Annotated in this window: 21 protein-coding genes; 13 read left to right on the top strand and 8 right to left on the bottom strand. The window is 54.8% G+C overall.

Annotation, left to right across the window (positions count from 1 at the left end; all coding sequences use genetic code 11):
- On the bottom strand, positions 1 to 1,317 hold the full coding sequence (tagH, locus tag LZP73_RS13410) for a type VI secretion system-associated FHA domain protein TagH (protein WP_234235524.1): 1,317 nt from the start codon (positions 1,315 to 1,317) through the stop codon (positions 1 to 3).
- A gap of 704 nt (positions 1,318 to 2,021) precedes the next feature.
- Here tagH and LZP73_RS13405 point away from each other — a divergent pair.
- The 7 genes from LZP73_RS13405 (at position 2,022) to LZP73_RS13375 (ending at position 12,065) form a co-directional block, all read left to right on the top strand.
- Entirely contained in the window at positions 2,022 to 4,109 is a 2,088-nt protein-coding gene (locus LZP73_RS13405) for a serine/threonine-protein kinase (protein ID WP_234235523.1), read from the top strand.
- A 60-nt stretch (positions 4,110 to 4,169) separates the two neighbouring features.
- Entirely contained in the window at positions 4,170 to 5,513 is a 1,344-nt protein-coding gene (locus tag LZP73_RS13400) for a hypothetical protein (protein WP_234235522.1), read from the top strand.
- Positions 5,514 to 5,538: 25 nt separating this feature from the next.
- Positions 5,539 to 6,021, top strand: a complete 483-nt coding sequence (locus LZP73_RS13395) for a hypothetical protein (RefSeq protein WP_234235521.1) — start codon at positions 5,539 to 5,541, stop codon at positions 6,019 to 6,021.
- Positions 6,022 to 6,192: 171 nt separating this feature from the next.
- On the top strand, positions 6,193 to 6,690 hold the full coding sequence (locus LZP73_RS13390) for a hypothetical protein (RefSeq protein ID WP_234235520.1): 498 nt from the start codon (positions 6,193 to 6,195) through the stop codon (positions 6,688 to 6,690).
- Between the two features lie 398 nt (positions 6,691 to 7,088).
- A complete protein-coding gene (locus LZP73_RS13385) occupies positions 7,089 to 8,660 on the top strand; it encodes an MFS transporter (protein ID WP_234235519.1) in 1,572 nt (523 codons plus the stop codon).
- A 130-nt stretch (positions 8,661 to 8,790) separates the two neighbouring features.
- Entirely contained in the window at positions 8,791 to 11,265 is a 2,475-nt protein-coding gene (locus tag LZP73_RS13380) for a glycoside hydrolase family 15 protein (protein WP_234235518.1), read from the top strand.
- A gap of 155 nt (positions 11,266 to 11,420) precedes the next feature.
- Complete coding sequence (locus LZP73_RS13375) at positions 11,421 to 12,065, top strand: 3'-5' exonuclease (protein WP_234235517.1); 645 nt, start codon at positions 11,421 to 11,423, stop codon at positions 12,063 to 12,065.
- Positions 12,066 to 12,130: 65 nt separating this feature from the next.
- Here the strand turns inward: LZP73_RS13375 and LZP73_RS13370 are convergent, their stop codons facing one another.
- On the bottom strand, positions 12,131 to 13,162 hold the full coding sequence (locus tag LZP73_RS13370) for a LacI family DNA-binding transcriptional regulator (RefSeq protein ID WP_234235516.1): 1,032 nt from the start codon (positions 13,160 to 13,162) through the stop codon (positions 12,131 to 12,133).
- A gap of 141 nt (positions 13,163 to 13,303) precedes the next feature.
- Positions 13,304 to 14,011, bottom strand: coding sequence for a DUF3334 family protein (locus LZP73_RS13365; protein ID WP_234235515.1), 708 nt, complete (start codon positions 14,009 to 14,011; stop codon positions 13,304 to 13,306).
- Positions 14,012 to 14,314: 303 nt separating this feature from the next.
- On the opposite strand from LZP73_RS13365, the gene LZP73_RS13360 reads away from it, so the two are divergent.
- The 6 genes from LZP73_RS13360 to LZP73_RS13335 all read left to right on the top strand — a co-directional run bounded on the left by LZP73_RS13360 (position 14,315) and on the right by LZP73_RS13335 (position 19,297).
- Positions 14,315 to 14,698, top strand: coding sequence for an ACT domain-containing protein (locus tag LZP73_RS13360; protein ID WP_234235514.1), 384 nt, complete (start codon positions 14,315 to 14,317; stop codon positions 14,696 to 14,698).
- A 48-nt stretch (positions 14,699 to 14,746) separates the two neighbouring features.
- Positions 14,747 to 15,004, top strand: a complete 258-nt coding sequence (locus LZP73_RS13355) for an HPr family phosphocarrier protein (protein ID WP_234235513.1) — start codon at positions 14,747 to 14,749, stop codon at positions 15,002 to 15,004.
- Positions 15,005 to 15,084: 80 nt separating this feature from the next.
- Positions 15,085 to 16,827 carry a phosphoenolpyruvate--protein phosphotransferase gene (gene ptsP, locus LZP73_RS13350; protein ID WP_326490356.1) on the top strand — a complete coding sequence of 581 codons (1,743 nt, stop codon included), beginning with the start codon at positions 15,085 to 15,087 and terminating at the stop codon, positions 16,825 to 16,827.
- 77 nt (positions 16,828 to 16,904) lie between these two features.
- A complete protein-coding gene (crr, locus tag LZP73_RS13345; protein ID WP_234235511.1) occupies positions 16,905 to 17,414 on the top strand; it encodes a PTS glucose transporter subunit IIA in 510 nt (169 codons plus the stop codon).
- Positions 17,415 to 17,721: 307 nt separating this feature from the next.
- Positions 17,722 to 18,708, top strand: coding sequence for a tail fiber domain-containing protein (locus tag LZP73_RS13340; protein ID WP_234235510.1), 987 nt, complete (start codon positions 17,722 to 17,724; stop codon positions 18,706 to 18,708).
- Positions 18,698 to 19,297, top strand: coding sequence for a putative 2OG-Fe(II) oxygenase (locus LZP73_RS13335; RefSeq protein ID WP_234235509.1), 600 nt, complete (start codon positions 18,698 to 18,700; stop codon positions 19,295 to 19,297). The genes LZP73_RS13340 and LZP73_RS13335 overlap by 11 nt, the downstream gene beginning before the upstream one ends.
- Positions 19,298 to 19,691: 394 nt before the next feature.
- Here LZP73_RS13335 and LZP73_RS13330 read toward each other — a convergent pair whose 3' ends face one another.
- The 5 genes from LZP73_RS13330 to LZP73_RS13310 form a co-directional block, all read right to left on the bottom strand.
- Positions 19,692 to 20,207: a lipocalin family protein gene (locus LZP73_RS13330; protein WP_234235508.1), complete on the bottom strand. Its 516-nt coding sequence runs from the start codon at positions 20,205 to 20,207 to the stop codon at positions 19,692 to 19,694.
- A 422-nt stretch (positions 20,208 to 20,629) separates the two neighbouring features.
- Complete coding sequence (locus LZP73_RS13325; protein ID WP_234235507.1) at positions 20,630 to 21,547, bottom strand: IS5 family transposase; 918 nt, start codon at positions 21,545 to 21,547, stop codon at positions 20,630 to 20,632.
- 99 nt (positions 21,548 to 21,646) lie between these two features.
- Positions 21,647 to 22,636, bottom strand: a complete 990-nt coding sequence (locus LZP73_RS13320) for a transposase (protein ID WP_234235506.1) — start codon at positions 22,634 to 22,636, stop codon at positions 21,647 to 21,649.
- 95 nt (positions 22,637 to 22,731) lie between these two features.
- Positions 22,732 to 23,019, bottom strand: a complete 288-nt coding sequence (locus tag LZP73_RS13315) for a hypothetical protein (RefSeq protein WP_234235505.1) — start codon at positions 23,017 to 23,019, stop codon at positions 22,732 to 22,734.
- Between the two features lie 109 nt (positions 23,020 to 23,128).
- Positions 23,129 to 23,635 carry an SseB family protein gene (locus LZP73_RS13310; RefSeq protein WP_234235504.1) on the bottom strand — a complete coding sequence of 169 codons (507 nt, stop codon included), beginning with the start codon at positions 23,633 to 23,635 and terminating at the stop codon, positions 23,129 to 23,131.
- Positions 23,636 to 23,776: the final 141 nt, after the last annotated feature.

Here is a 23,776-nt window from a genome sequence, read left to right as displayed (position 1 = left end):
TTAACGTGCTTTCATAAACTCTTCATAGGCATGAATGAAATCATCACTCACGACTTTCTTATCCATTTTGCCAAGCTCAGAGGACAAATCCTGGTGCATGGACTGATAAACATTCCAATATCTCGCCTGACGCTGTGCCGGATTGACTTTATCCAGGAATGAGGAAGCATAATCCCGCTTCTCTATTTCCAACGGCGATAATTGGCTCAACACCCCATTTACCGCCCCTTTAGCACCGGCAATAATGGCAGCTTCGTGTTGTTCTATATCCAAAAAGGCTTCTCTTATCGCCTGCTTTGCCGGCATGAAGCTGTTGCTTGGACGATTGAATAAGTTATGGAAAGCATCTTCTATGCCGGCCGAAAATTTCAAAGGATTGTTTTCACGTTGTTGGAACGTGGTTTGATTCACCCTGAAGGTATTCTTAATCTCGGATCTGGCACGCATGATTTGCAATATGCCCGACAAAGACTCTTGCAAGGCATTGCCAAGTTGTCCCCACCAAGCATCAGGGTAAGCCAAATACTGCTCGCAATCTGTTAAACCCAACCCCTGCAGGAACGCCAGACGCGCATCACCGGCGCCCTGAGGCGCGGCCGAATGCGACAGCAGCGCCTGCCTGTCATGCTGAGGGAGTGGGTTTTGCGCTGACAAGGCGGATGCTGGCATTTGGTGTTCCGACAACCTGGGTTCCGACAGCCGGGGCGTTGCCGCGGCGTTGGCCCATTCACCTTCCCAATCATCTTCCCAGTCATCTGGGATCAGGCTGCTCGGCGGCATGAAGTGTTGAGTCAGAGGATCCAGTTCCGGCATCTCTGTCCCCAAGGACAGTTCGCTGGAATGAGGATGGGGTTTGGCGATATCGGCCAACGCCAGACCGGCATGGGGAATTGCCGCAGCGGCAGCGGCTCCAGGCACTGCCTGGGGTACTGATTGAGGTTGCTCTGCGCTGAACAGCGGCGACACTGTGCCGGCCGACTCATCGACTATCGCGACTTTGATTTCATAGTCACCCAGACACAGGACATCGCCGTCACTCAGGGTGGCGCGATTATCTTGTCCGATAGGCTCTATGCCGCGATTGAGAAATAACCCATTGGTCGACAGATCAGTGATGACAAATTCATCCTGACTGAAAGTGATTTGCGCATGGATGCCAGAAACGACACGTTCCGGATCGGGTAAACACCAATCGGCCTGTTCCGAGCGTCCCAGAGTTCCGCCTTGCGTACCGAAGCGTTTAACCGCTAACTGACGAGGAGAAAGGCGATGGTAACTAATAACAGACAATTCAAGCAACATATCCCTATGACGCACTTAACGCTCCTAGCAAACAATCACATCCGTTGATGACTAATCAATAATCCTAATTTTTAGTGCCGCAAAAGGTTAAAGTGAAATAATATTTAAGTCAAGAACGGCCGCTAAAATTAATCCCGACAGGTTTCAGCTAAATAGCGTCACTCGAATGAAGTCAGTTTCCATGCCGATGTAAATAATATGTTATCACTCTGATGCATCACGCCTTTTATGAGCGTCAACAGCGTGAAATAAAAGAGAAATAGAAGATAGGTTAATAACACTGCAATCATGAGGGTCATTTTTTTGACGCTATCATTTATACGTCGATTAAATAACTTTTTATGCCAGCCAAGGATCAAATTAAAGAAGATACGCCACTCGAGAGCCTAAAAATCTAAAAAATAGAGCCACTAAGCAAAAATCAGCGAATGGTTTTAGCCCTCTCATATCCAACATCATTCCGGGCGTTTCCGGCCCACCAAGCCGGCCGGAAAAATAATCATGACGACTGCATGAAATAATGAACCACCTCAAACACAGACGGGATTTTTCATTGCCATCTTCACCGAGATAGCCATAAAACACATTAGTCGATTGATGGAAAATGAGAAACCATGTATTATTAAGCGCTTTTTTACGGCGAGTCGTTACATAAGTTATAGATAAGTCTTTTTATTTAAATAAATTTCTTATCGAATACCCCATAACAGGAGTGTGGTATGTTAGATACAGGGAGTGTCAAGAAGCCCATCCCCACGGATGAGTCAGCGATGGCTACTGAGACTGAAACTCATCAGCAGAAGTCCATTCAGCAGAACCCCATTCATCAGAAACCCATGGTCGCTGAAGATCCAGACAAAACCCGTTTCATCAAACAGACTCCTGCCGGTTCAGCAGCATCTACTGCTCCAACGGAGGCCATTTCTCTGGAAGGCGTGACGATCAAAGATCGCTATCTGCTGGAAACCAAAATTGGTTCCGGCGGCATGAGCGATATCTATCGGGCAAAAGATCTTTTTCTCGAGCATGCCGGGGTAAAAGAAAACCACGTCGCGATTAAGGTGTTGCAGCAACAGTTTGTCAACCAACCTGAAGCATTGCAGCTCCTGTTGCAGGAAGCCCACAAGACCCAACAATTGTCCCACCCAAATATCGTCAGGGTATTCGATGTCGATTCGGATCAGGATAAGTACTTTATCGTGATGGAGTACCTGGATGGGGAAAGCCTGGACCAAGTCATCAAGCGTTATAAACCCAAGGGACTGACACTGGCGGCCGCGCTCAAATTACTCGAGCAGATCGCCTCGGCCTTAATCCATGCCCACAAGGTAGGCATAGTTCACGCCGACCTTAAACCGGCCAACATCATGGTGGATCGCGCCGGACAGGTGAAAGTCCTCGATTTCGGTGTCGCCCACAGGCTGCAGCTCAACCACGATATCTATGCCGCCGAACAAGCCGCCCATAATGCCCCACTCAGCGGTTATACTCCGGCCTATGCCAGCATAGATTTGCTCGCCGGGAAAGTACCCAGCATGGCCGACGATACCTTCTCCTTCGCCTGCCTGGCCTATGAGCTGCTGACCAGCAAACACCCTTTCGACAGGGTCCCGGCGGACAAGGCACAGGAACAGAAAAAACAAGCGGGCAAGCCGGCGCACTTGAGTTACCCTCAGTGGCGGGCCTTGAATAAGGCGTTGAATTTCAACACCAGTGACAGGAATACCGACATAAATAAGCTGCTCAGCAGCTTGCAGGCGAAATTATGGAAGCCGGCCCTGTTGGCCGGCATAGTGACTGTCGCCGTCCTGGGGCTGGGCTATCAAATCCAGAGTCAGGAAACCTTGGTACAGGAAGTTCAGAACGAGCAATCCCAGTCAGAGCAAAAGAATCGCGACCTGATGGCACTCGCCAATGCCAGTGCCAAAGACTTCCTGGCGTACCTACCCGAACTCGAACGGCATGAACCTGTCATCAAAGCAGGCTTGCTGCGGCTGCAAACCGAGAAGGTATTGGGTTATTTTGAACGTCAGATCGACGATGTCATCACCGACAGACAACACGAGTATCCGGACTACCCGAAAATCGTCAGCCTGCTGACACAGGCGAGGAGCCTCTATCCGGACTCTTATTTCCTCATCACCCTGAGCAATGACATGGCACGCAGCAGACAGACTGCCATAGACGTATTGCGCAGCCAGCTGGCTAATCTGCTGATAAATCAGAAGTACCAGCCAGAAGATGAAGCGATGGATCCCTATAAAATAGTGCAGAACCTGCATCGCATCGATGCCGCTTACCAGATAAAACCGGATCGGGCCGAGAGCGATGCCTTTGCCGCCGCCTTCGCCCAGGCCAGCGCAGCACAAGATGCCGTCGCCCTCGAGCAACTGATCGACATAGGCAACTTGATTTTCGCCAACACCGAACAGAGTCAAGGCCTGATAGCCCAGGGCAACAAGCTGAAAAACGCCGTCGCCGCCATGTCGGCCTACCGTCAGGCGCTCGCAAAGGGAGAAGCGCCCAAGTTCCCCTATGCCGCCGCCAGCCTCTTCTATCAGACTGCCTTTGCGCAGTTGGAAAACCGCCTGACCGGCAGCAGCAAGGCGGACGACATAGACAAGGTATACGACAGCCTGCAACGCTACACCCAGCTGGTGCCGGCCGATTTTGTGCCCTACAGCCAACTGCGCAAACAGCTTGCCGACAAGTACCTCAGCCTCGGCAGCGAGCAGCTAAGCGCCCGTAAGGTCAAAGAGGCCGCACGACAAATGCGCCGTGCCAATGAGTTGATGTCCAACCCATAGGCAAGGGAGTGGCGGAAAAAGGATTGAGCCGACAGCGTTCCAGACGGAGATAGGAAAAGGATGTCACAACAAGAATATAACGGCGTAACTGTCGAGGATGTATGGGGAAAAACCTATCTCATCAGCGACTGCCCCTTCGCCCGCGCCGGACTGGGCGATGATTATCTGAGTCAGCTCCAGGATCCGCTGTTTGGCCGTTCCTTTCTGCATAAGCTGCAGCCCGAATGGCAACAGGATGCCATCTGGCGCAAGCTCTATTTGCAAGCCAAGCCCTGGTGCCAGCAGCTGCAACATCTGTCGAGCCCGGAACTGGCCCAGGAAGTACTGGAATTGTTCCAGACGGATAGACTCAGGGCCTGGCAGCTGACAGACGGCTGGGCGAGTCCACCGGCAGGCTCACCCGGCGAAGGCGGCCTGGTGCCGCTGGCGGGCAGCGGCGCGGCTAAATCAAACAATCAAACCGCCAACGGCACCAAGGCTGGAAAAGCCAGAAAGGCAACCCCGGCGGATACGACAGGCGCCGGCAAGGCACAGGCCGCCGGCCATGAATCTAAGGCTGCCGCACCTGCCTCGTCGCCCAAGGAGCCAAACAGCCTGGCCGAGGCTGTCAGCATGCTGGCGGCGAGACGTCAGCAAATCGCCACCCAGGGCTACCAGCAGAAATACACGGATGCCGAGCTGGCGGCCAAGGCGCAGCAGGGTGACGTCAATGATCGCTTCCTGATACGCTTGATTGACAACAACCCGGATAAAGCCAGTGAAGGCAGGTTGGGCTTTCGGCGTCCCTCGGGGCGCGCGCCCTACTGGGCCACCACCTTCGACATGGCGGAGGCGGCCGATACGGATCCCGAACTCCTGGCGGCCCTGTTCGGCATAGATAACTATGATCCCAGCAGGTCCTATACCCTGGCCATCATAGATACCCATAAGATGCCGCCTAAGGCCGAGCGCAGCAGCTTCATCCCCACCTATGACAATATGCGCGGCTTTGCCGAACAGGAACTGACTGAGAAAGAAGGCTTCAACAAACCTTGTCTGGCCACAATTTTGACCCCGGACTTCTCCGAAGGCTATGCCGGCTTCATGGCCGCATATGCCAGTACAGGGCAAGATATTCACGACAGAAAGGCGGTAAGAGAATATGCACTCGAAACAATCCCAGAGCCGGAACGGCGGACACTGAACCGTGCCAGGCATGTGCTGCAGGAAGAGTTCGGTGCCAACCCTCTGTTCTCGGGTGACGGCATGACCAAGGTCAATCAGAACAACCGTTATGCCAAAGACATAGGCCAGAAGTCCGGCGTAGTGGAGAGCTTCACCTTCGAGCGCGACCCGCTCACCATAGGGGAATTGCAGGCGCTCGGCGCCGTGACCCTGATCCCGGCCCTGCCCCTTAAGGCCTGATTAACCAAGAGAAAAAGGAACCAGTATGCAGCTATTGCACACGGACAAGTTACCCGCAGGCCATAAACTGATAGCCAAACTCGACTATCTGTTATTCAAAAATCAGACCCTGTATGTCGTCGCCTCGGACACGGATTTTTTCCTCATCATCAAGAGCCCGGCCATGTTTGCTCATAGAGAAGAAGAACCCGGACTGAATCTCTATCAAACCGGCTTCCCGCGCGCCGCCGCGGCCTGGATGGTCGATGCCATCGAAAACAAGCTGTGGAAATCCGCTGCCGAAGGTGGACTGCCCTCGGGCACCTATTTCGTCGACGAAGACGTCGCAGGTGAGAACCTGAAGATCCGCCGTACCATGCACGTTGGCGCCGAGCAGGAGAAGGGTTTCGTACTGTTCAACTTCAGCCGTCCCGATCTCAAATTTACCGAACAAGACTTCCAGGAGATAGACATATCTGACCGGCTGCTGCGCGAGGGTGGCCTGCTGGACGTGCTGAAAAGCCTCTGACCGAACTGGATTATGGTCACCTGTTACACAGCATGCTTTATAACGGGCAAGTATGGAATAAGGCTTCTCTGGCTGACAAGTCCCTGCGCCGGGCAAGCCACACCTGCCCAACCGGGTTCCCGGCGAAGGCGGCCTCATGAACTGGAAGCACAATAGAGCAAAGGGCATAGCATGCAGTTATTGCACACGGACAAGTTACCCGCAGGCCATAGGCTGATAGCCAAACTCGACTATCTGCTATTCAAAAATCAGACCCTCTATATAGTCGCCTCAGACACGGATTTTTACTTCATCAAGAAGAAACCGGCCATGTTCCCCGAAGATGCCGACGAACCCGGCTTGGATGTGTTCCAAACCGGCTTTCCGCGCGCCGCCGCTGCCTGGATGGTAGATGCCATCGAAAACAAGCTGTGGAAATCCGCCGCCGAAGGCGGACTGCCCTCGGGCAGCTATCACCTCAAGAAGGATGTCGTCGATGAAGACGTTGCAGGTGAGAACCTGAAGATCCGCCGCAGCATGCACGTTGGCGCAGAGCAGGAGAAGGGTTTCGTGCTGCTCAACTTCAGCCGTCCTCATCTTCAATTTACAGAGAAGAATTTCCAGGAGATAGACGTATCTGACCGGCTGCTGCGCGAAGGCGGCCTGCTGGACGTGCTGAAAAGCCTCTGAGCTCGGCTCTTGCATTTCCGCCACGGCTGGCTGCCACCGGCCAGCATAAAATGCCAGTCGCTTATGCCTATAGTTGCATTCCTGTTTCATTCAGGTTGCCGACTGATGATGAATACGTATGTAGTCAGTTGTCCTAAAAACACCCTTGCCGCTACTATGAAGCCGCTGAATTCTATCCTCCGCTTGTAGGTTCTGGATGAGGCAAGGTCGTTTTGACCGGCGTTTTCAATCGGCATCGGTCTGTTTGAGTTCTTTTCTTAGCCGTGAGTGACTAAAGAAATGAAGTCTTGGGCGAATACCCGTCTGAGGGAGACAGGTATTCGCCATTTTTTCAGCTTTGCGCGACAATAGCCCATGCTCAGACGACAGCAGTACTGGGTATCAACAAGGGAAGTCTCATGTCCGATAACTATCATAATAAACGAGTGCCTGGTTTGAAGCCCGAACTGAGTTTCTGGCAAATTTTTAACATGTGTTTCGGTTTTCTGGGGATCCAGTTCGGCTTCGCGCTGCAAAATGCCAACGTCAGCCGGATTTTTCAAACCCTGGGCGCCTCCATCGAAGAAATTCCCATACTCTGGATCGCCGCGCCCCTGACCGGCCTGCTGGTACAACCCATCATAGGTTACCTGAGTGACAACACCTGGGGCCGTCTGGGCCGCCGCCGTCCCTACTTCCTTATCGGTGCCATCTGCACTACCCTGGCGATCTTTGTGATGCCGCACTCACCCGCCCTCTGGGTCGCCGCCGGCATGCTATGGATCATGGATGCCTCGATCAATATCGCCATGGAGCCGTTTCGCGCCTTCGTCGGTGACAATCTGCCCAAGCGCCAGCGCCCGCTGGGTTATGCCATGCAGAGCTTCTTCATCGGCATAGGCGCTGTGGTCGCCTCCGCCCTGCCGTATCTGCTGACCAACTATTTGGGTGTCGCCAACACGGCACCGGCCGGCGAGATCGCCGACTCGGTGCGTTACGCCTTCTATTTCGGCGGCGCCGTGCTCTTCTGTGCCGTGCTTTGGACTGTGATATCCACCAAGGAATATTCTCCCGAGCAACTGGCCGCCTTCGAGACGGCCCAGGGCGGCCAACAGGTCGCACTGGAGCGCCATCGCACCGGCAAGGATTATCAGTTTGCCTCGCTCGTCTGGGTCGCCCTGGGTAGCCTGCTCACCCTGGCCATCTGGAGCCAAGAACTCGACAAGCAGCTGTATATCCTCAGCCTGGGGATCTTCGCCTTCGGGCCGCTGCAATTCTACTGCGCTATCAAACTCGGTAATAAGGACGGTGCTGAGCGCAGTAAGCTCGGTCTGGTGTTCAACGTGGTCGACGATCTGTTCCACATGCCCAAGGCCATGCATCAGCTGGCGATAGTGCAGTTCTTCTCCTGGTTTGCGCTGTTTGCCATGTGGATCTACACCACGGCGGCGGTAACCTCTTATCACTATGGCAGCTCGGATGTGATGTCCAAGGCCTATAACGATGGCGCCGATTGGGTCGGCATGCTCTTCGCTTCCTACAACGGCTTCGCCGCCCTGGCCGCCCTCTTCATCCCATTGCTCGCCCGGAAAATCGGCATCAGGCTCACCCACACGGTCAACATGTGCTGTGGCGGCCTCGGCCTGATCAGTTTCTATTTCATCAAAGATCCCGGCTTGCTGTGGCTCCCCATGATAGGCGTCGGCATCGCCTGGGCCTCTATCCTGTCCGTGCCCTACGCCATGCTGGCGGGGATACTGCCATCGCAGAAGATGGGGGTCTACATGGGGATCTTCAATTTCTTCATCGTCATTCCGCAATTGCTGGCCGCCAGCGTGCTCGGACTCCTGCTCAAGAGTCTGTTCGATGGCCAAGCCATCTATGCCCTGCTCACGGGTGGGGTATTGATGATGATCGCCGGAGTGGCGGTGTTGTTTGTCGAACACACGGATGATGCCAATGCCGGCGAGCTGGCCACGACTGTCGACTAGAGCTGGCCCCATGGCTGTTGATGCCATGCCCATGCCACAGAGCCGGCTGCATCGAGCCAACAGCCTGAAAAAACACATAAAATAACCAAAATAAGAATAAGCACATCTGAGATGTGCCTAGGGAGTGCGTATGTCTTTGCCTACAAGAAACATCCTCGCCGCCGCAGTCAGCGCTGCGCTACTTCTGGGTCTGGGCGCCTGCTCACCCGCGACCGAGACTCAATCCCTTAGCGTCCAGAAGGCCGACGCCGCTGAGATGCTCGCCCCCGGCGCCCCGGGCCTGGCACCGACCTGGGCCTTCGCCGGCAAGACGGGGATAGGCACCTCTTACGAAGCCTATGCCGACGGCCATTACCAGGACACCCAGGCCAACCCCGTCAGCCGGGTGTGGTTCTCACTGGCCCAGGGCATAGTCACTGAGACCATGTTTGGCCTGATCCATAACGCCCAGCTCAAAGAGCTGCAGTTCGTTATCCAGGGCAAGGATTTCGTCGACACAGAGAAAGACAACACCATCATCAGCAGCATAGAATACCTGCAGCAGGACGATGCCGGCCGGCCCCAGTCGCTGGCCTACAAGATCATCAACAAGGATATCGAAGGCAAGTATCAGATAGAAAAGCATATTTTTACCGACCCCGACAGAAACAGCCTGATGATGCGGGTGACCTTTACCGCCTTCGAAGACGGCATCACCCCCTATCTCTATGTTAATCCCCATATAGACAACAGCGGCGCCAACGATATCGCCAGCGTCGAAGGCAAGGCGCTGATTGCCCATACCGCCGCCACCGACTCCTCAGTGCTGAGTGTCAGGAGCGACGTGGACTTCGTCAAGGCCCAAGTGGGCTTCGTCGGCGTCTCCGACGGCCTCAAACAACTGCAGAGCACAGGCGCCCTGACCCACTGGTACCAGAGCACCAGTCCGGCGGATAACAGCATAGTAGGCAACGTCGCCATGACGGCCCAGTACCCCAGCCTGTCGCCCTCGAACGGCAAGGCCAGTCTGAGCGTCAACCTGGTATTGGGATTCGGCAAAGACAAGGCCAGCAGTCTGGCGAGTGCCAACGCCAGCCTGAACGCCGGCTATGCTGCCGTGCTCGCCGCCTATAAGGGCGATGACAAGCACCAGGGCTGGAGCCAGTACCTGGCATCGCTGGCATCCCTGCCCGCCATGGCCAAAAATACCGCGGATGAGGGCAAGCTGTTATACACCAGCGCCATGGTGCTCAAGGCCCAGGAAGACAAGACTCATGCCGGTGCCCTCATCGCCTCCCTCTCCAATCCCTGGGGGGATACGGTCCCTGCCGAAGTCGGCAGCACGGGCTATAAGGCGGTGTGGCCGCGGGACTTCTACCAATGCGCCATGGCATTTCTCGCCATGGGCGATACCCAGACCCCCAGAGTCGCCTTCGAATACCTGAAACAGGTCCAAGCCGGCGCCGCCACGCCGGGTTACAGCGGCACCCCTGGCTGGTTCCTGCAGAAGACCCATGTCGACGGTGAAACCGAATGGGTCGGTGTCCAGCTGGATCAGACCGCCATGCCCATCATGCTCGGCTGGAAGTTATGGCAGGCCGGCGTGCTGAGCCAAGAGGAGATCAGCGGCTGGTATGCCAAGATGCTCAAACCCGCAGCCGATTTCCTGGTCAAGGGCGGCGAGGTAAACCTGGACTGGAATCATAGCCAGATCACCCCGCCCAAGACCCAGCAGGAACGCTGGGAGGAACAGGCAGGTTACTCACCTTCGACCACAGCGGCCGTGATCTCGGGCCTGGTCGCCGCCGGCGATATCGCCAAACAGGCCAAAGATCCCCAAGGCGCCGCCGACTACCTGAGTGCCGCCAGGGGACTGGAGCAGAATCTCGAAACCCTGATGGTGACCCATACAGGCTTGCTGACACAGGATGGCAAGCCGGCGGCGCCCTATTATCTGCGCCTCAGCCCGGATGGTTTGCCGGACGGCGATGCCAAGCTGGCGGCCAACAATGGCAAGGCCGCCCTGGATCAACGCCTGGTATTGGATGCCGGCATGCTGGAACTGGTGCGCTACGGTGTACGCAGCGCCACGGATCCGCTCATTCGCAACACCCTGGCACTGATAGACGACACAGGCCTGGAACCCAACCTGAGGCTCAAGTATGAGTTCCTCGCCAAAGACGGCAGCACCATCCCTGGCTTCAGACGCTATGGCAACGACGGCTATGGTGAAGACACCCGCAGCGGCAACAACTATGCCGAGGGCGGCAGCAACACCCAGGATCAGCGTGGCCGGGTATGGCCCTTCTTCACCGGCGAGCGCGGTCATTATGAGCTGGCACTGGCCAAGGCCGAGGGCAAACTAACCGAAGAGAAGCGCCAGCAGCTGATCCGTACCTATGTGCAGGGCATGGAAAGCTTCGCCAACGCCGGCTTGATGTTGCCCGAGCAGGTATGGGACGGGGTCGGTAACCCCAGCCGTTACCAGTATGTTCGCGGCCAGGGCACCAATTCGGCCACGCCACTGGCCTGGACCCATGCGGAATACGTTAAGCTGGTGCGCTCCATGACAGACGCCAGCGTCTGGGACAACTACCCTGTGGTATCTGAGACCTTGGCTAAGTAGCCTAAATGAGCACAGCCCTGAGCGTTAACGCCTGGGCAATAAACCTGAGCCATTAGCAATCCGCATAAAGCCAGCCTTAGGGCTGGCTTTATTATTGGCACACCCGCCGCCAACACTTACAATGGCCGCCAGGTCAATCCATACAGATGCAAGCCATGTCTTCTCCCCAATCCCGCCCGGCACGGGCCGACACCCTGGTGGTGCTCGATTTCGAAACCACCGGCCTGTCTCCGAACCAGGGGGATCGCGCCATAGAAATAGGCGCTGTGCTGATCGAACAGGGCGTCATCACCGCCAGCTATCAGCAACTGATGAACCCGGGTTTCGGCATAGGCAACTTCATCGAACAATTCACCGGCATAAGCAACGGCATGCTGGCCGGCGCCCCACATTGCGCCCAGGTGATGGCCGAGTTTGCCGATTTCATCGGCGACCATAATCTGGTGGCCCATAACGCCAGTTTCGATCGCCGTTTTCTCGACGCCGAGCTGGCGCGGCTCAGGCGCAATTATCCGGGGGAGTTTTGCTGTTCCATGCTGCTGGCCAGACGCCTCTATCCCCAGGCTGCCAACCATAAGCTCGCCAGTCTGGTGGCCTTCAAGGGACTGGCGCACGACGGCGTATTCCACCGCGCCTTGGCCGATGCCAAAATGACCGCCGAGCTGTGGCTCGCCATGCTCAGGGACCTGGAGGAGTTACATGGACTGAAGGCGCCAAGCTTTCAGCTGCTGCAGCAGATCTCCACCAGCACCAAGGCGGCGTTACCCCGGCTGTTGCGGCAGCAGGCTGCCGGACGCTGAGGATTCAAGCTACAGAGGTGGGATGGGCATTCACGCCCATGGGATAGGCTATGCCCGTTTAGGCACTAGAGACTCGCGCTGCCGCAGGAGCTGCGCACCACCAGGCTGGTGGGAATGAGTTGCGGACTCACCGCCTGACCGCGGATCAGCTTGAGCAGGCTGTCGACCAAGATCTCCCCCGCCAGCTGAGTGTTCTGCTTGATGGTCGTCAAGGGCGGATTGGCAAAGCTGGCGACGGGAATATCGTCATAACCCACCACAGCCACCTGCTCTGGTACGGCAATGCCCTGCTCCTTCAGTGCCCTGATGGCACCTATGGCGATCAGATCGCTGGCGGCAAACAGGGCATCGAAACTCAACCCCGACGCCAGCAGCTGCCTGGCAGCCTCATAACCCGAACTTTCGGTGCTGATGGCCGCTATCTGCCTGGCCGCCGCTATGTTGAGCCCGGCCTGCTCGAGTGCCTGCAGGTGCCCCTGGTAACGGTCACGAAACTCGGGACTGTGACTGGAAGCATCCCCCAGAAAGGCAAACTCGCGCCGCCCCAGGCCGATGAGATGCTCGGTGGCTATCTGTCCCCCCTGGCGATTGTCGCAACCGATGGAGAGCACGGATTTATTGTTATGCTCGGCGCCCCAGATCACGAAATGCGTCTGTTGTGCCAAGAGGTGCTCCAGCTTTTGCTCATAATCCATGTAGTCGCCGTAACCCAGCAATATGATGCCGTCGGCCTTGTTGCTGTCTTCATAGTCTGCATGCCAGTCGCTGGACAGCTGCTGGAAAGACACCAATAAATCATAGCCTTGCTGCGCCGTAGCCCGGGTAATGGACCCCAGCATGGACAGGAAGAAAGGATTGATCAGCGAGTCATCGTTAGTGGGATCTTCACACAGGAGCAGCGCCAGGGTATGGCTATTCTGGGTGCGCAAATTACTGGCGTTTTTATCCACCTTGTAATTGAGCTCCTTGGCGATCGCCTGGATCTTCTGCCGGGTTTCGAGATTCACCAGGGGCGAATTTCTCAGCGCCCTGGAGACGGTCGATTGGGAAACACCCGCGCGATAGGCGATATCTATGGAGGTCGCTTTCGATGACACTTTCGATACCATAATGGAGGAGAAACCTTGTAATCCTGATAATAGCCGAGAGACTAAAACAGTTAACCTTTTTTGTATAGGCGAAACCAGTCCGATCCCGCCCATTTTCCCCCAACAGCGGCTTTTCTGCCCCTGAGGGTGTTACAGGCCGAGCTCGCTGAGCAGATCATCGGCATCGTCGTCGGCCACCACGCCCTTGTTGGCCACCTTGGACCAGGGAGATAAGCTGGCGGCCGAGGTGTTATGGCTGCCATGCTCTTCGAGCAGGCTGTCGGGATCGAACTCTTCGTCATATTCGAACTCATCCAGACGAATAAACTCCGTCTTGTCCATGGCAAATTCGAGATAGAAAATATGGTTGTTCTCGGTACGGAAAGACACCCTGCGTGCCACCGCCTCGTCCAGGTTGGCATCGATGGAGATGGTCAATTCCTTGTTGATGGTCAACATCTTGGGTTGGCTCTGGCTGATGGAGGTCTGCAGTTCCTTGCTGATCTTGTTGATAAAATCGCCGAGGATCTGGTTCATCAGCTCGCCCATGACGTTACCGACTTCGTCCGAGGTATGGGAGAAGGCCAGTTCCGACTCTGGCATGCCCATGTTGAGCATGTATTTGCGATAGATCTCTATGGCCGCCTGGGCCGAGAAGTTGATCACCACCAGGCCACAAAAACCGCCGTCGAAGATGGAGAAACACCCGAGATCCGGTTTGAGGCGGGTACGGCTGATGCTCTGCACCATGCCGGCATGGGTCACCTGGCTGCCACTGGTGCTCGAAAGTACATGGGACACTGAGTGGCAGAGCTTGAGCAGTATGTCGTCCGATGTGACGGGTTGTGCAGTTGTCATAATAAAAACCAAATTCCTTAAGATGGGTCAATCTTGCGCGTAATTGCTTATAAAATCAAAATTAAAACAATCGATTAGATTATTTAACAAGCAGTTTCGACTAAATAATTGATTTTTAATGGCTCTCAAAAATGATCCGGCCGCTATCCCCATCGTGAGCCGACTCCTGGGCTCCGGCTCCCATGGCATAGACCGGGTAAGGCCTTGCCATGCCCAAGGTTAACCGGCACGGGCAGCCACTTGGAGACGGAGTAAAGTGTGTTAAGCTTATTCTCATCGACCGACTCAGTGGGAGGTTCCCCAGTGCGAATGACCTTAGCAGTGCACCCAGAGGCCTATACTATTCATAGCTTTAGCCCTCAGACTGTACTACCCGAGACGGTATTCCAGCAGGAAATTTACTTCATAGGCAAGACCAAGGAAGAGTTATCCGTGGTGGTGCCCTCGACGCTGGCGCTGGACAGCCTGGAACGGGAAGCCAATTGGCGCTGTTTGGAGATCCTCGGGCCCCTGGGTTTCTCCATGACGGGGATCTTGTCCAGGGTGTCGGGCACGCTGGCCGATGCCCAGGTGAGCATCTTCGCCATTTCGACCTTCGATACGGATTATATCCTGGTCAAACAAAATAAACTGGAGCGCGCCATAGACGCATTGAAGAAACAGGCGTACCAGATCATTCAATATTAATCACGGCTGCCTGGCCCCGTGCGGCCACAGCGAACGAGTCCACTCTTTATGTACGAAAAATCTGTCACTATCACAGCCAAACACGGCATACATACCCGGCCGGCGGCCCTGCTCGTCAAGGAAGCCAAGAGCTTTGACTGTGACGTGCTGGTCGAGTGCAATGGCAAGCTGGCCAGTGCCAAGAGCCTGTTTAAGCTGCAGACCCTGGGGCTGTACCATGGGGTCACTGTCAAAGTCTTCGCCGAGGGCGAGCGGGCCGAAGAAGCGGTCGAAAAAGTCTCTGCCCTGCTGATCACCTTAAGTTGATGCAAGGAAAGTCCATGTCTGCTTCAGGAAAGTCTGCTTCAGGAAAGTCGGCCTCGAAAAGCCCGGTGCCTGAAAGCTCGGTGCCAGTAAGCCCAACGCCAGAGTATTCAGCCGCGGGCAATGCTGTCTCCGGCATATCTGTGTCCCCCGGGATAGGCTTCGGTCAGGCACTGCACCTGAACCATGCCGAGCACCGCCTGGATTATCGCCCCTTATCCGCCGCCCGCATTCCCCTGCACAGAGCCAAGTTCACCAAGGCACTCGAGCTGCTCAAGCATCAGCTGCGCAGCGGTCAGGCGCTGCTGAGTGAGGACTGTGACAACTACCAGCTCATAGACGCAGATCTCCTGCTGCTCGAAGACGAGGAGCTCATTTCCCAGATAGACGATGCCATCTGCCGGCTGAGATTTTCCGCCAGTGTGGCCGTCGAACATATCTTCGCCCGCCAGGCCAGCGAACTCGAGTCGCTCGACGATCCCTATTTGGCCAACAGGGCCCTGGATGTCCGCTGCCTGAGCCGGCGCCTGGTGGCGGCCATCAATGGCAGACTGGGTTGGGATCTGTCCGGCCTGAATAAACCCAGCATCATACTGGCCGAAGATCTCACCCCGGCGGAATTTGCCATGCTGCCGCTGCAACACCTAGAGGGCATAGTGCTCAAGACCGGCGGCCTCAACAGCCATACCGCCATCCTCGCCAGGGCCGCCGGGATACCTGCACTGCTCAACTGTCAATTTGAGATGGAGCGCGTGCCGGATGGCTGCGATCTCATACTCGATGCCCTCGCCGGCAGCCTGTATATTGCCCCGGATGCGGCGCAGCGCACGCAACTGTTGGCTAAAAACAAGCTGGAAACCGAGCGCCGTCGGGCATTGGAGTCCTTCAAGGACAAGCCGACGCTGACCCGGGATGGCCACTGGGTCGCCCTGCTCGCCAATGTCGGCAATCTCAACGACATCACTCAGGTTGCCGCCGCCGGCGCCGATGGCATTGGCTTGTTCCGTACCGAATTCATGCTGATGAACGCCCAATCCCTGCCCGATGAGAAGGCCCAGTACAGCCTCTATTGTGATGCGCTGCACGCCCTCCAGGGCAAGATCTTCACCATTCGTACCTTGGACATAGGCGCGGATAAGGAGTTGCCCTGTCTGCAACTGCCACAGGAAGACAATCCGGCACTGGGCCTCAGGGGCATACGCTATGCCCTCGCCCATCCCGAGCTGTTGACCACCCAGCTGCGCGCCATACTCAGGGCGGCCAATCATGGCCCCATCAGGCTGATGTTTCCCATGGTCAACCAGCTCGAAGAGCTCGAGCAGGTCTTCAAATTGCTGGAGGACTGCAAGACGGCCCTCAACGAAGAAGAGAAAGGCTATGGCGATCTCAGCTTCGGCATAGTGGTCGAGACCCCGGCGGCGGTGCTCAACCTGCCCAGCATGTTGCCCCTGCTCGACTTTGTCAGCATAGGCACCAACGATCTGACCCAATACGCCATGGCGGCCGACAGGAGCAATCCACAACTGAGCCGGGATTTCCCGGCCCTCTCCCCTGCGGTGCTGAAGTTAATTCAGATGACCATCACAGCCGCCAAGCAGGCCAAGGTCACTGTGTCTTTATGCGGCGAATTCGGCAGCGATCCCGCCATAGTGCCACTGCTCATAGGCATGGGGCTGGATGAACTCAGCATCAACCTGAGCAGTCTGTTGGAGGTAAAATCCACCCTCTGCAATGGCCGTTTCTGTGATTTTCGCGCCCTGGCACAGAGTGCCCTGTCCATGGACAGGATAGATACCTTGAAACAATGCATAACAAGCTATAAATAAAGACCTTTATTCAGTATGCTTTCAGCTGAAAACACATATGCTGATAACGAAAATAATAACATAGGGGACGCGTATTCATGGGATTCTTAAGCCGTATCAGGCGCCTGGTTTCCGGCCAAACCCAGTTGGTTGGCGGGGTTCAGGTATTTGCCCCGCTGTCGGGCGACATAGTCAGCATAGAGACAGTACCGGATGTGGTGTTTTCCGAGAAGATAGTCGGCGACGGCGTGGCCATCGCCCCCAAGGGCGAGTTGGTGCTGGCGCCGATTGACGGCACCATAGGCAAGATCTTCGAGACCAACCATGCCTTCAGCATAGAGTCTTCCCAAGGACTGGAGCTATTCGTCCATGTCGGCGTCGGCACGGTCGAACTCAGGGGCAATGGCTTTCGGCGTCTGGCCGAAGAAGGCCAGAAGGTCAAGGTCGGGGATCCCATACTGGCATTCGATCTCGACTATCTGCAGGCCCATGTCGATTGCCTGCTCACCCCTGTGGTGCTGGCCAACATGGAAGACATACAACACCTGGACAAGGCTCAGGGCGGCGTCACCGCCGGCAAGGATGTGATCTTCACTGTGCAGCTGTAGACCGGCCTCGGCTGAAGTTAAGCTTGGGCAGCCCCCAAGCGCAAAACCCATTCCTCCCATAGGTAAAACAGCCCCTATTCCGACCACCCTGCCTGGCCCGGCGCTGCATCTGCGCCGTTAGGCCACTCTCCAGGGTATGGCCGCCTGGATGGAAAATCCCCCCTCACAACGCACCGCGACAACCAAGGCTAACTCACTGTCTAACCTTCTCAATGGACGAATCGGCAAACGTCGCATACAGTCATAGGAGCGACAGTGATGAGCGTGTCTCGTTTCTGTCCTATTCAAGGAACAAGGAGTACATGGAATGACAGATAACAACACGACTCAAGCATCCGCTGAGTACGACAACACAGTAGGAGTAGGAACCGGCGCCTCCGGCGGCAATGAGAATGCCGGTGGCAGTGCCAGCATTGGCATAGAAACCGGGCAACAGGCGAGTGCCGGCGCCGGGGTGTCCGGCAATAATGTCTCGGCGCAGGCCGGCGCATCGGATATGACGAAGGCGGAGGCCAACGCCGAGGGGCATGCTTCTACCGACACCCCGATAGGTGAGATTGGCGCCAGTGGCAGTGGCTCTGCCTATGCGCAGTCGGGCGTCAGTGCCGAGGGCTCGGTACAGGCAGGGGATCACGGCGTGGCCGCCTCCGGTGACGCGTTTGCGGGCACCGCCGCCGGGGTGGATGGTGAAGCCACGGCCGGGGTCAGTGGCGTCTCGGCAACGGGCGGCGGCGGGGTCTCCGCCGGCGACCAAGTGGGTGTGGGCGGCGGCGCACAGGCGACCTATCAAAATGGTGAAGCCACAGTGGGCGTATCCGGGGATGTTGCCGCGGGCCTGGGGCTGGGGGCTGATGTCTCTGTGACAGTCGATACCGGCCAGGTGGCGTCGGACAGCGAGCAGGCGGCGAAGGATGCCCAGGCCGCAGCCGATCAGGCAGCCAATCAAGCGGAAAGCGCCACCAACACGGCCGCCAATGCGGGCAGCAATGCGGTGAACAGCGGCACCAAGGCCGTCGACAGTGGCGCCAAGAGCGTGAGCAAATCCACCAAGAAGACAGCAAAATCTGTCAAGAAAGCCTTTTCCGACCTACGTCTGAAAGAAAACATCTCCCTGATCGGGCACGCATCCGGGCTGAACTGGTATCGTTTCACCTATCTGGGCGACCCCAGCTGGCACACGGGCGTGATGGCGCAGGAAGTGTTGCAGACCCCCTATGCAGGTGCGGTAGAGATGCACGCTTCGGGTTTCTATCAGGTGGACTACGGCCAACTCCCGGACGGATATGGAAATTAAAACCCTCACCAAAGTTGAGTATCTGGTTGGGTGTCTGCCTGAGGTCGACACCCAACACCTCAAGGACATGATACTGCAAAACTTTCACGCCGGGCGTTTCATGGATCCCGATCTGAAGAGCATCCGCAGGGAAGATGTGCGCATCAACTTCACCCCTGAGGTGCAGAAACTCGCCCGCCTGCTGTGCCAACGCTGGAAAATGGCCTTCGACGAAGACATAGAGCTGTGTTGGCAGAATCAGCAAGGCTTCGATCCCAATACGGCCTACTGGTCCGTGGTCCATGGCAAGGGCGAAAGCACCAATGTCCACGACCACGCCAGCGGCGAAAACTACGAGGAAGGCGCCAAGGTCAGCGCCGCCTTTTACGTCTCTGTGCCGCCGGACTCGGGCGACCTGGTGTTCCAGTACAACCTTAATCCCTACCTGGTCGGGCACGAAACCGTCCCTGCCGAGGAAGGCAAGTTTGTGCTGTTCGACAGTTGCCTGCCCCACTTCGTCACCAAGAACCTGTCGGACGACTACCGGGTCGTGATCAGCATGAACTTTCGCTATAAGACCGGCCCACAGGAAGACTCACAGGAGAGCTAGATGCCGGCCGGCATGCTGCAGCGCCGGCTGACTCTATAAGCTAAAATCCGTTAAATATCACCAACTATGCCAGACAACGTCAATTCAAGACTTCCCGGCAGCGGCCGCTGCGCTGTTTACCGAAAAAGAAACCCGCCGACCAGTGTCAGCAGTGAGCGCAAGGTCAACCGCCGACACTTACTTGCCAAAGGCATTTCACCAGGGTGTCCTTGCCGGCTTTTTAATGTCCGGCACTGACACCTTGGTACCTATTGACAGGGGGTATCATATCAGCGCCCGGTTAAGGGGCTGACAACGCAAAACACTGAACCTAAAATAACAACCGTAATCACAAATGCCGATTTGAACAAAAACCGCCACGCGTTGACAGTCCCTCTTAAACCGTTTTTGGTATTTATTGCTGCTGAACATAAATGAGTCGGCTTGTATCGAAGCCCCGCTCTTTCGACATTCGAACGAACTTTTCTATGACTTCTGGAGCGACAGACGGTGTCCGTGAAAGCAACCATAGATAATCCGTATTCGGACCAGAAACAAAGGCATAACTGTAGTTTTCACGATCTAACTCAAACACAACGTAAGAGCCATAAAATGGGCCGAAAAATGAAACTTTCAGATAACCATCCGTCGGACTATTTACAAAAAAAGCTTTGCCTTCAGCTTCTTTCCATTTCTTTTTCTCTTTGGAATAACCGCGATTAAGAACCGAAATACCACCATCATTTCGAACACTATATTCCGCAGTAACCTGACTTAAGCCCCTTTCGAATGAATGGTCAAGCCTAGCTACTTCATACCATTTACCCAAATAATGGTTCAATTCGAACCCAGTTACGGGTTTTACTGATTCAGGCATCCCCAAGCAACCACCCAATAAAGCAGTGAAAATAATCAACAAAGTTGTTCTCATGTTGCCTCCAAATACCTAGACATAATGATTCCCTGTGCAGATGTCGGCCTCCGTGTTTTCTCGTGGGTTAGCAAAACCAGAGCCACACTGTTTGTTGAACATCAAACATTCACAGGAGGCCGACATTGTGTAGTGGTCAACCTTTTTTGGCGGACTATGAGGAGGCGGACTATGAGGACAGCCTAAACACTTTTACCCGGTAATAAAACATCCCGAACAGAGTCCGTCAGTCCCTGACTCATGAGTCACGGGGTAGCAAACGCATCAAAGATAAGGTTGTCGGGGATTGAGATGGCTAATGCGCCAAAGATTGAGTGCAACAACGCCCTGATAAACCTCAGTCGTCGTAAAAATACCTCAATCAGGGGCCTTGTTGATCAAATCATTTGCAGGCAAGCCTGTCCCCATCAAGGTTTGCGGTGTCAATTGACCACCTGACGAACGGGCATACCCAGTCCTATGACTTTGTTCATCACCTTCACTCCAGCCAATGCCTCGCCGACCTGGGCATTGTAATCCCGCAGGCTCAATTTCGGGCTGATGAGTTGCTTGTAGCGGTACATGGCCGTTTCCGATAAAGAGCGTTGGTGATAGTCATTGTCTTTCTTCCATTGCTGTAGCGCATGACTTTTCAGCGCCTTGACGGCCTCATTTCGAGGGTGACCGTCCTCCCAGTAACCCGCATTTTTCCTGGGCGGGATAGTGGGCTTGCTGCCTTTGCGTTTCAGCAGTTTATGACAGGCTTTAGTGTCATAAGCGCCATCGGCTGACACTTGGTTAATCTTGCGTCTCAGTGGGTTTAACAAGGTCGGTAGGACCTCATTGTCGGCCACACTTTCCAAGCTGAACTCGGCAGCTATCACTTCATGCGTGGCGGCATCCACCGCCAGATGCAGTTTACGCCAGGTACGGCGCTTTTCCTTGCCGTGCTTACGGGTTTTCCACTCGCCTTCGCCGTATACTTTTAGGCCCGTGGCATCGACAACCAAGTGAGCAATCGCCCCTCGGCTGGGATTGCGGTAGTTAATCTCGATAGTCTTGGCGCGCTTGCTGATGCAGCTGTAACCGGGTGACGCCAGGGGAACGTTCATTAAGCCAAATACCGAGTTGATGAAACCTTCCAGTGCCCGCAAGGGGAGATTGAACAGGCTCTTGAGCATCAATGCGGTTTCAATCGCAGTGTCGCTGTACTGAAATCCCCGGCCTCGGCCACCATGGTGTTCGGTGCAGCACCAGTGGCTCATAGCCTGCTCGTCTATCCAAAACGTCAGTGAGCCTCGTTTGGTCAAGGCTCTGTTATATTCCGGCCAATTGGTGATGCGATGCTTGGATTTGCCCATCTTGTATCGATTCCGGTGTGTTATTCACAGGATCTGATCGTGTCAGGTGCAGAAGGTTCAACTATTAAGGCAACAACGCCTCAATCAGGGACAGGATGCTTAGCCTGGATGCAGTGCTTCACTCTGCTGCTTGCCTCGACACCATTTACCACCGGATTTGGCTTTCATGGCACACATGGCATTCCACCTACCGCTGATGCCGCTGTATTGGCGGCGAAATTCTTTGGCGGAAGTGACCCAGGCATCCTCGCTGATACCCAGTTCAGTGAGCAGCTTGGGGCGGGTGCCATCAATAAAGCCACGCTTATCTTCGCGCACAGCACGACCGGTCCAGTCAATCAATGCCAGATAATCGGCAAAGTGAAACGGAATACCGCTTTGCCCGGCAGCTACGGCCGCACCATCGAAAGGCAGTAAAGGTTTGAGTGACACACGAACTGGCTTCTGTTGCGCAAGCGCTTCAATCCGCTCCTGAATCGAAGTGTAATCAGACCCTTGCAGCGAGTCTGCAATACCCGCACGAATAGGATTTAAATCCACATACATCATGCAGGCAAGCAGCGCCTGCTCATCCAGGAGTGCCTGAGACTTAAAGCGCCCTTCCCAGAATACCCCTTTGCAGCCATCTTCCCGATTGGCTTTACGGGCAATCTCTTCATTGAGGCAGCGCATAAACCAACTCACACTGCCAAGTCGCTCTTGCCATTCGGCAATCAGGCTGTCGAGCAGCATTCGCTCGCCTTCGGACAAGCTATCGCCTTTAAGAAATCTTGTCGCAATGGCATTGCCCGCAAACAGCGTCGTCCAGCGTGCAACCACGTCAAATGGAGACAGGCCCTTTTGAGCGGCAAGGTCGATTTTCAGTACCAGATGATAGTGATTCGACATCACAGCATAAGCACAGACATCAATGCAGAATACCGACGACAACCGCCTGATTTTATCGACTATCCAGCCACGCCTGTGCTCGTAACTGCGCCCGGTGAGCACATCTTCGCCACACAAAAACGCCCTTCGGACACAGCGATTAATCACGTGGTAGAAGGGCGTACTTTCGGCATCAATCAACTGGCGACGAGCAGTAGTCATGGCAAGCCTCGGCAGGCAAAAGGGGATAACTCAAAGCCTAGTCAGACAGGCACAAAAGCGCAAAAAGGTTTGGATGTCCCATCTTTACCTTATGTTTATAGGTCAAGCAACGTCTCAACTGCGGAAATTAACTTATCTCTCATTACTTCGGAGCTTAGGCTTGGATGATGCAGTGCATCCTCTACTTTTTTAACATCCCCAGAGGTTTTGAGGCCATGCTTATTCATAAATTTTTGCACAAAGTAAAGCACTTCATAGCCTTCATCCTTGTCAATCTTTATTTGATCGAGAACACCCGCATATTCGCCGTCGCCTTTATCTCTCGTCCAGACATAATTGTATTTATCTTGTTGCAAATACTTTTTAGCTACTTTGACACCCATATCGTTCTCCTTTGTTTGGGTAACTTGGAAACATAACGCCGCCAACACAGGCGAGCAACTTGTTGCGAGTCCAGCGCTGAAGGCGCGATGTGCTTGGCCTTGTTAGGCATTACTGAAATTGCTCCATGATTGTGATAATAAATTCTTTATCAAGGCGCAATGATGCTTGACCTGCGGGGTTGATAACTACCCCGGAATAACCATGCTGTAACGTTGCTTCAAGCGCCATTTTGGTAGGCATAACCAACGTTGATGTGGCCTGGTTGGTAAACTTTTGTAGTTCAGCATGATCTGTGAATAAGCCCAACAGGCTTTTATCGGAATTATCAAGAACTGTTATAAGGCCAAGGTGATCACCTTTTTTGAAGGTGGCGTAGCCACCCTCATTTTCTATTGGTTTATCTGTGATCATGCCTACTAGAAATACAGAAATTTTTAAGGCCTCGAATAGTTCAGTGGCTGTTTCATTTGAACCTACCTTTTGGTGTTTTAAAATAGCTGCAACAAGGGCCGGATTTTCTACTGGCTTGTTCAAGTCTACAGGTGGCTCAATTGCAGATGCTGAACTAGCAGCTACCAACCCCAACATGATTCCTATTTTTCTTAAAATGCTCATACTCTCTCTCATGCCTAGACATAATGATTCCCTGTGCAGATGTCGGCCTCCGTGTTTTCTCGTGGGTTAGCAAAACCAGAGCCACACTGTTTGTTGAACATCAAACATTCACAGGAGGCCGACATGTCTAAAGCTAACACA

This window comes from Shewanella sp. AS16 (assembly GCF_021412365.1).
Lineage (GTDB): Bacteria > Pseudomonadota > Gammaproteobacteria > Enterobacterales > Shewanellaceae > Shewanella > Shewanella salipaludis.
This window is presented reverse-complemented; position numbering and strand designations above follow the sequence as displayed.

What these genes read in the sequence shown, in the direction of transcription:
- LZP73_RS13375 (WP_234235517.1), top strand. Translation starts at nt 11,421, where the DNA reads ATGTCTTCTCCCCAATCCCGCCCGGCACGGGCCGACACCCTGGTGGTG.
- crr (WP_234235511.1), top strand. Translation starts at nt 16,905, where the DNA reads ATGGGATTCTTAAGCCGTATCAGGCGCCTGGTTTCCGGCCAAACCCAG.
- LZP73_RS13395 (WP_234235521.1), top strand. Translation starts at nt 5,539, where the DNA reads ATGCAGCTATTGCACACGGACAAGTTACCCGCAGGCCATAAACTGATA.
- LZP73_RS13400 (WP_234235522.1), top strand. Translation starts at nt 4,170, where the DNA reads ATGTCACAACAAGAATATAACGGCGTAACTGTCGAGGATGTATGGGGA.
- LZP73_RS13385 (WP_234235519.1), top strand. Translation starts at nt 7,089, where the DNA reads ATGTCCGATAACTATCATAATAAACGAGTGCCTGGTTTGAAGCCCGAA.
- LZP73_RS13405 (WP_234235523.1), top strand. Translation starts at nt 2,022, where the DNA reads ATGTTAGATACAGGGAGTGTCAAGAAGCCCATCCCCACGGATGAGTCA.
- LZP73_RS13320 (WP_234235506.1), bottom strand. Translation starts at nt 22,636, where the DNA reads ATGACTACTGCTCGTCGCCAGTTGATTGATGCCGAAAGTACGCCCTTC.
- LZP73_RS13335 (WP_234235509.1), top strand. Translation starts at nt 18,698, where the DNA reads ATGGAAATTAAAACCCTCACCAAAGTTGAGTATCTGGTTGGGTGTCTG.
- LZP73_RS13355 (WP_234235513.1), top strand. Translation starts at nt 14,747, where the DNA reads ATGTACGAAAAATCTGTCACTATCACAGCCAAACACGGCATACATACC.
- LZP73_RS13330 (WP_234235508.1), bottom strand. Translation starts at nt 20,207, where the DNA reads ATGAGAACAACTTTGTTGATTATTTTCACTGCTTTATTGGGTGGTTGC.
- LZP73_RS13365 (WP_234235515.1), bottom strand. Translation starts at nt 14,011, where the DNA reads ATGACAACTGCACAACCCGTCACATCGGACGACATACTGCTCAAGCTC.
- LZP73_RS13325 (WP_234235507.1), bottom strand. Translation starts at nt 21,547, where the DNA reads ATGGGCAAATCCAAGCATCGCATCACCAATTGGCCGGAATATAACAGA.
- LZP73_RS13315 (WP_234235505.1), bottom strand. Translation starts at nt 23,019, where the DNA reads ATGGGTGTCAAAGTAGCTAAAAAGTATTTGCAACAAGATAAATACAAT.
- LZP73_RS13310 (WP_234235504.1), bottom strand. Translation starts at nt 23,635, where the DNA reads ATGAGCATTTTAAGAAAAATAGGAATCATGTTGGGGTTGGTAGCTGCT.
- LZP73_RS13340 (WP_234235510.1), top strand. Translation starts at nt 17,722, where the DNA reads ATGACAGATAACAACACGACTCAAGCATCCGCTGAGTACGACAACACA.
- LZP73_RS13390 (WP_234235520.1), top strand. Translation starts at nt 6,193, where the DNA reads ATGCAGTTATTGCACACGGACAAGTTACCCGCAGGCCATAGGCTGATA.
- LZP73_RS13380 (WP_234235518.1), top strand. Translation starts at nt 8,791, where the DNA reads ATGTCTTTGCCTACAAGAAACATCCTCGCCGCCGCAGTCAGCGCTGCG.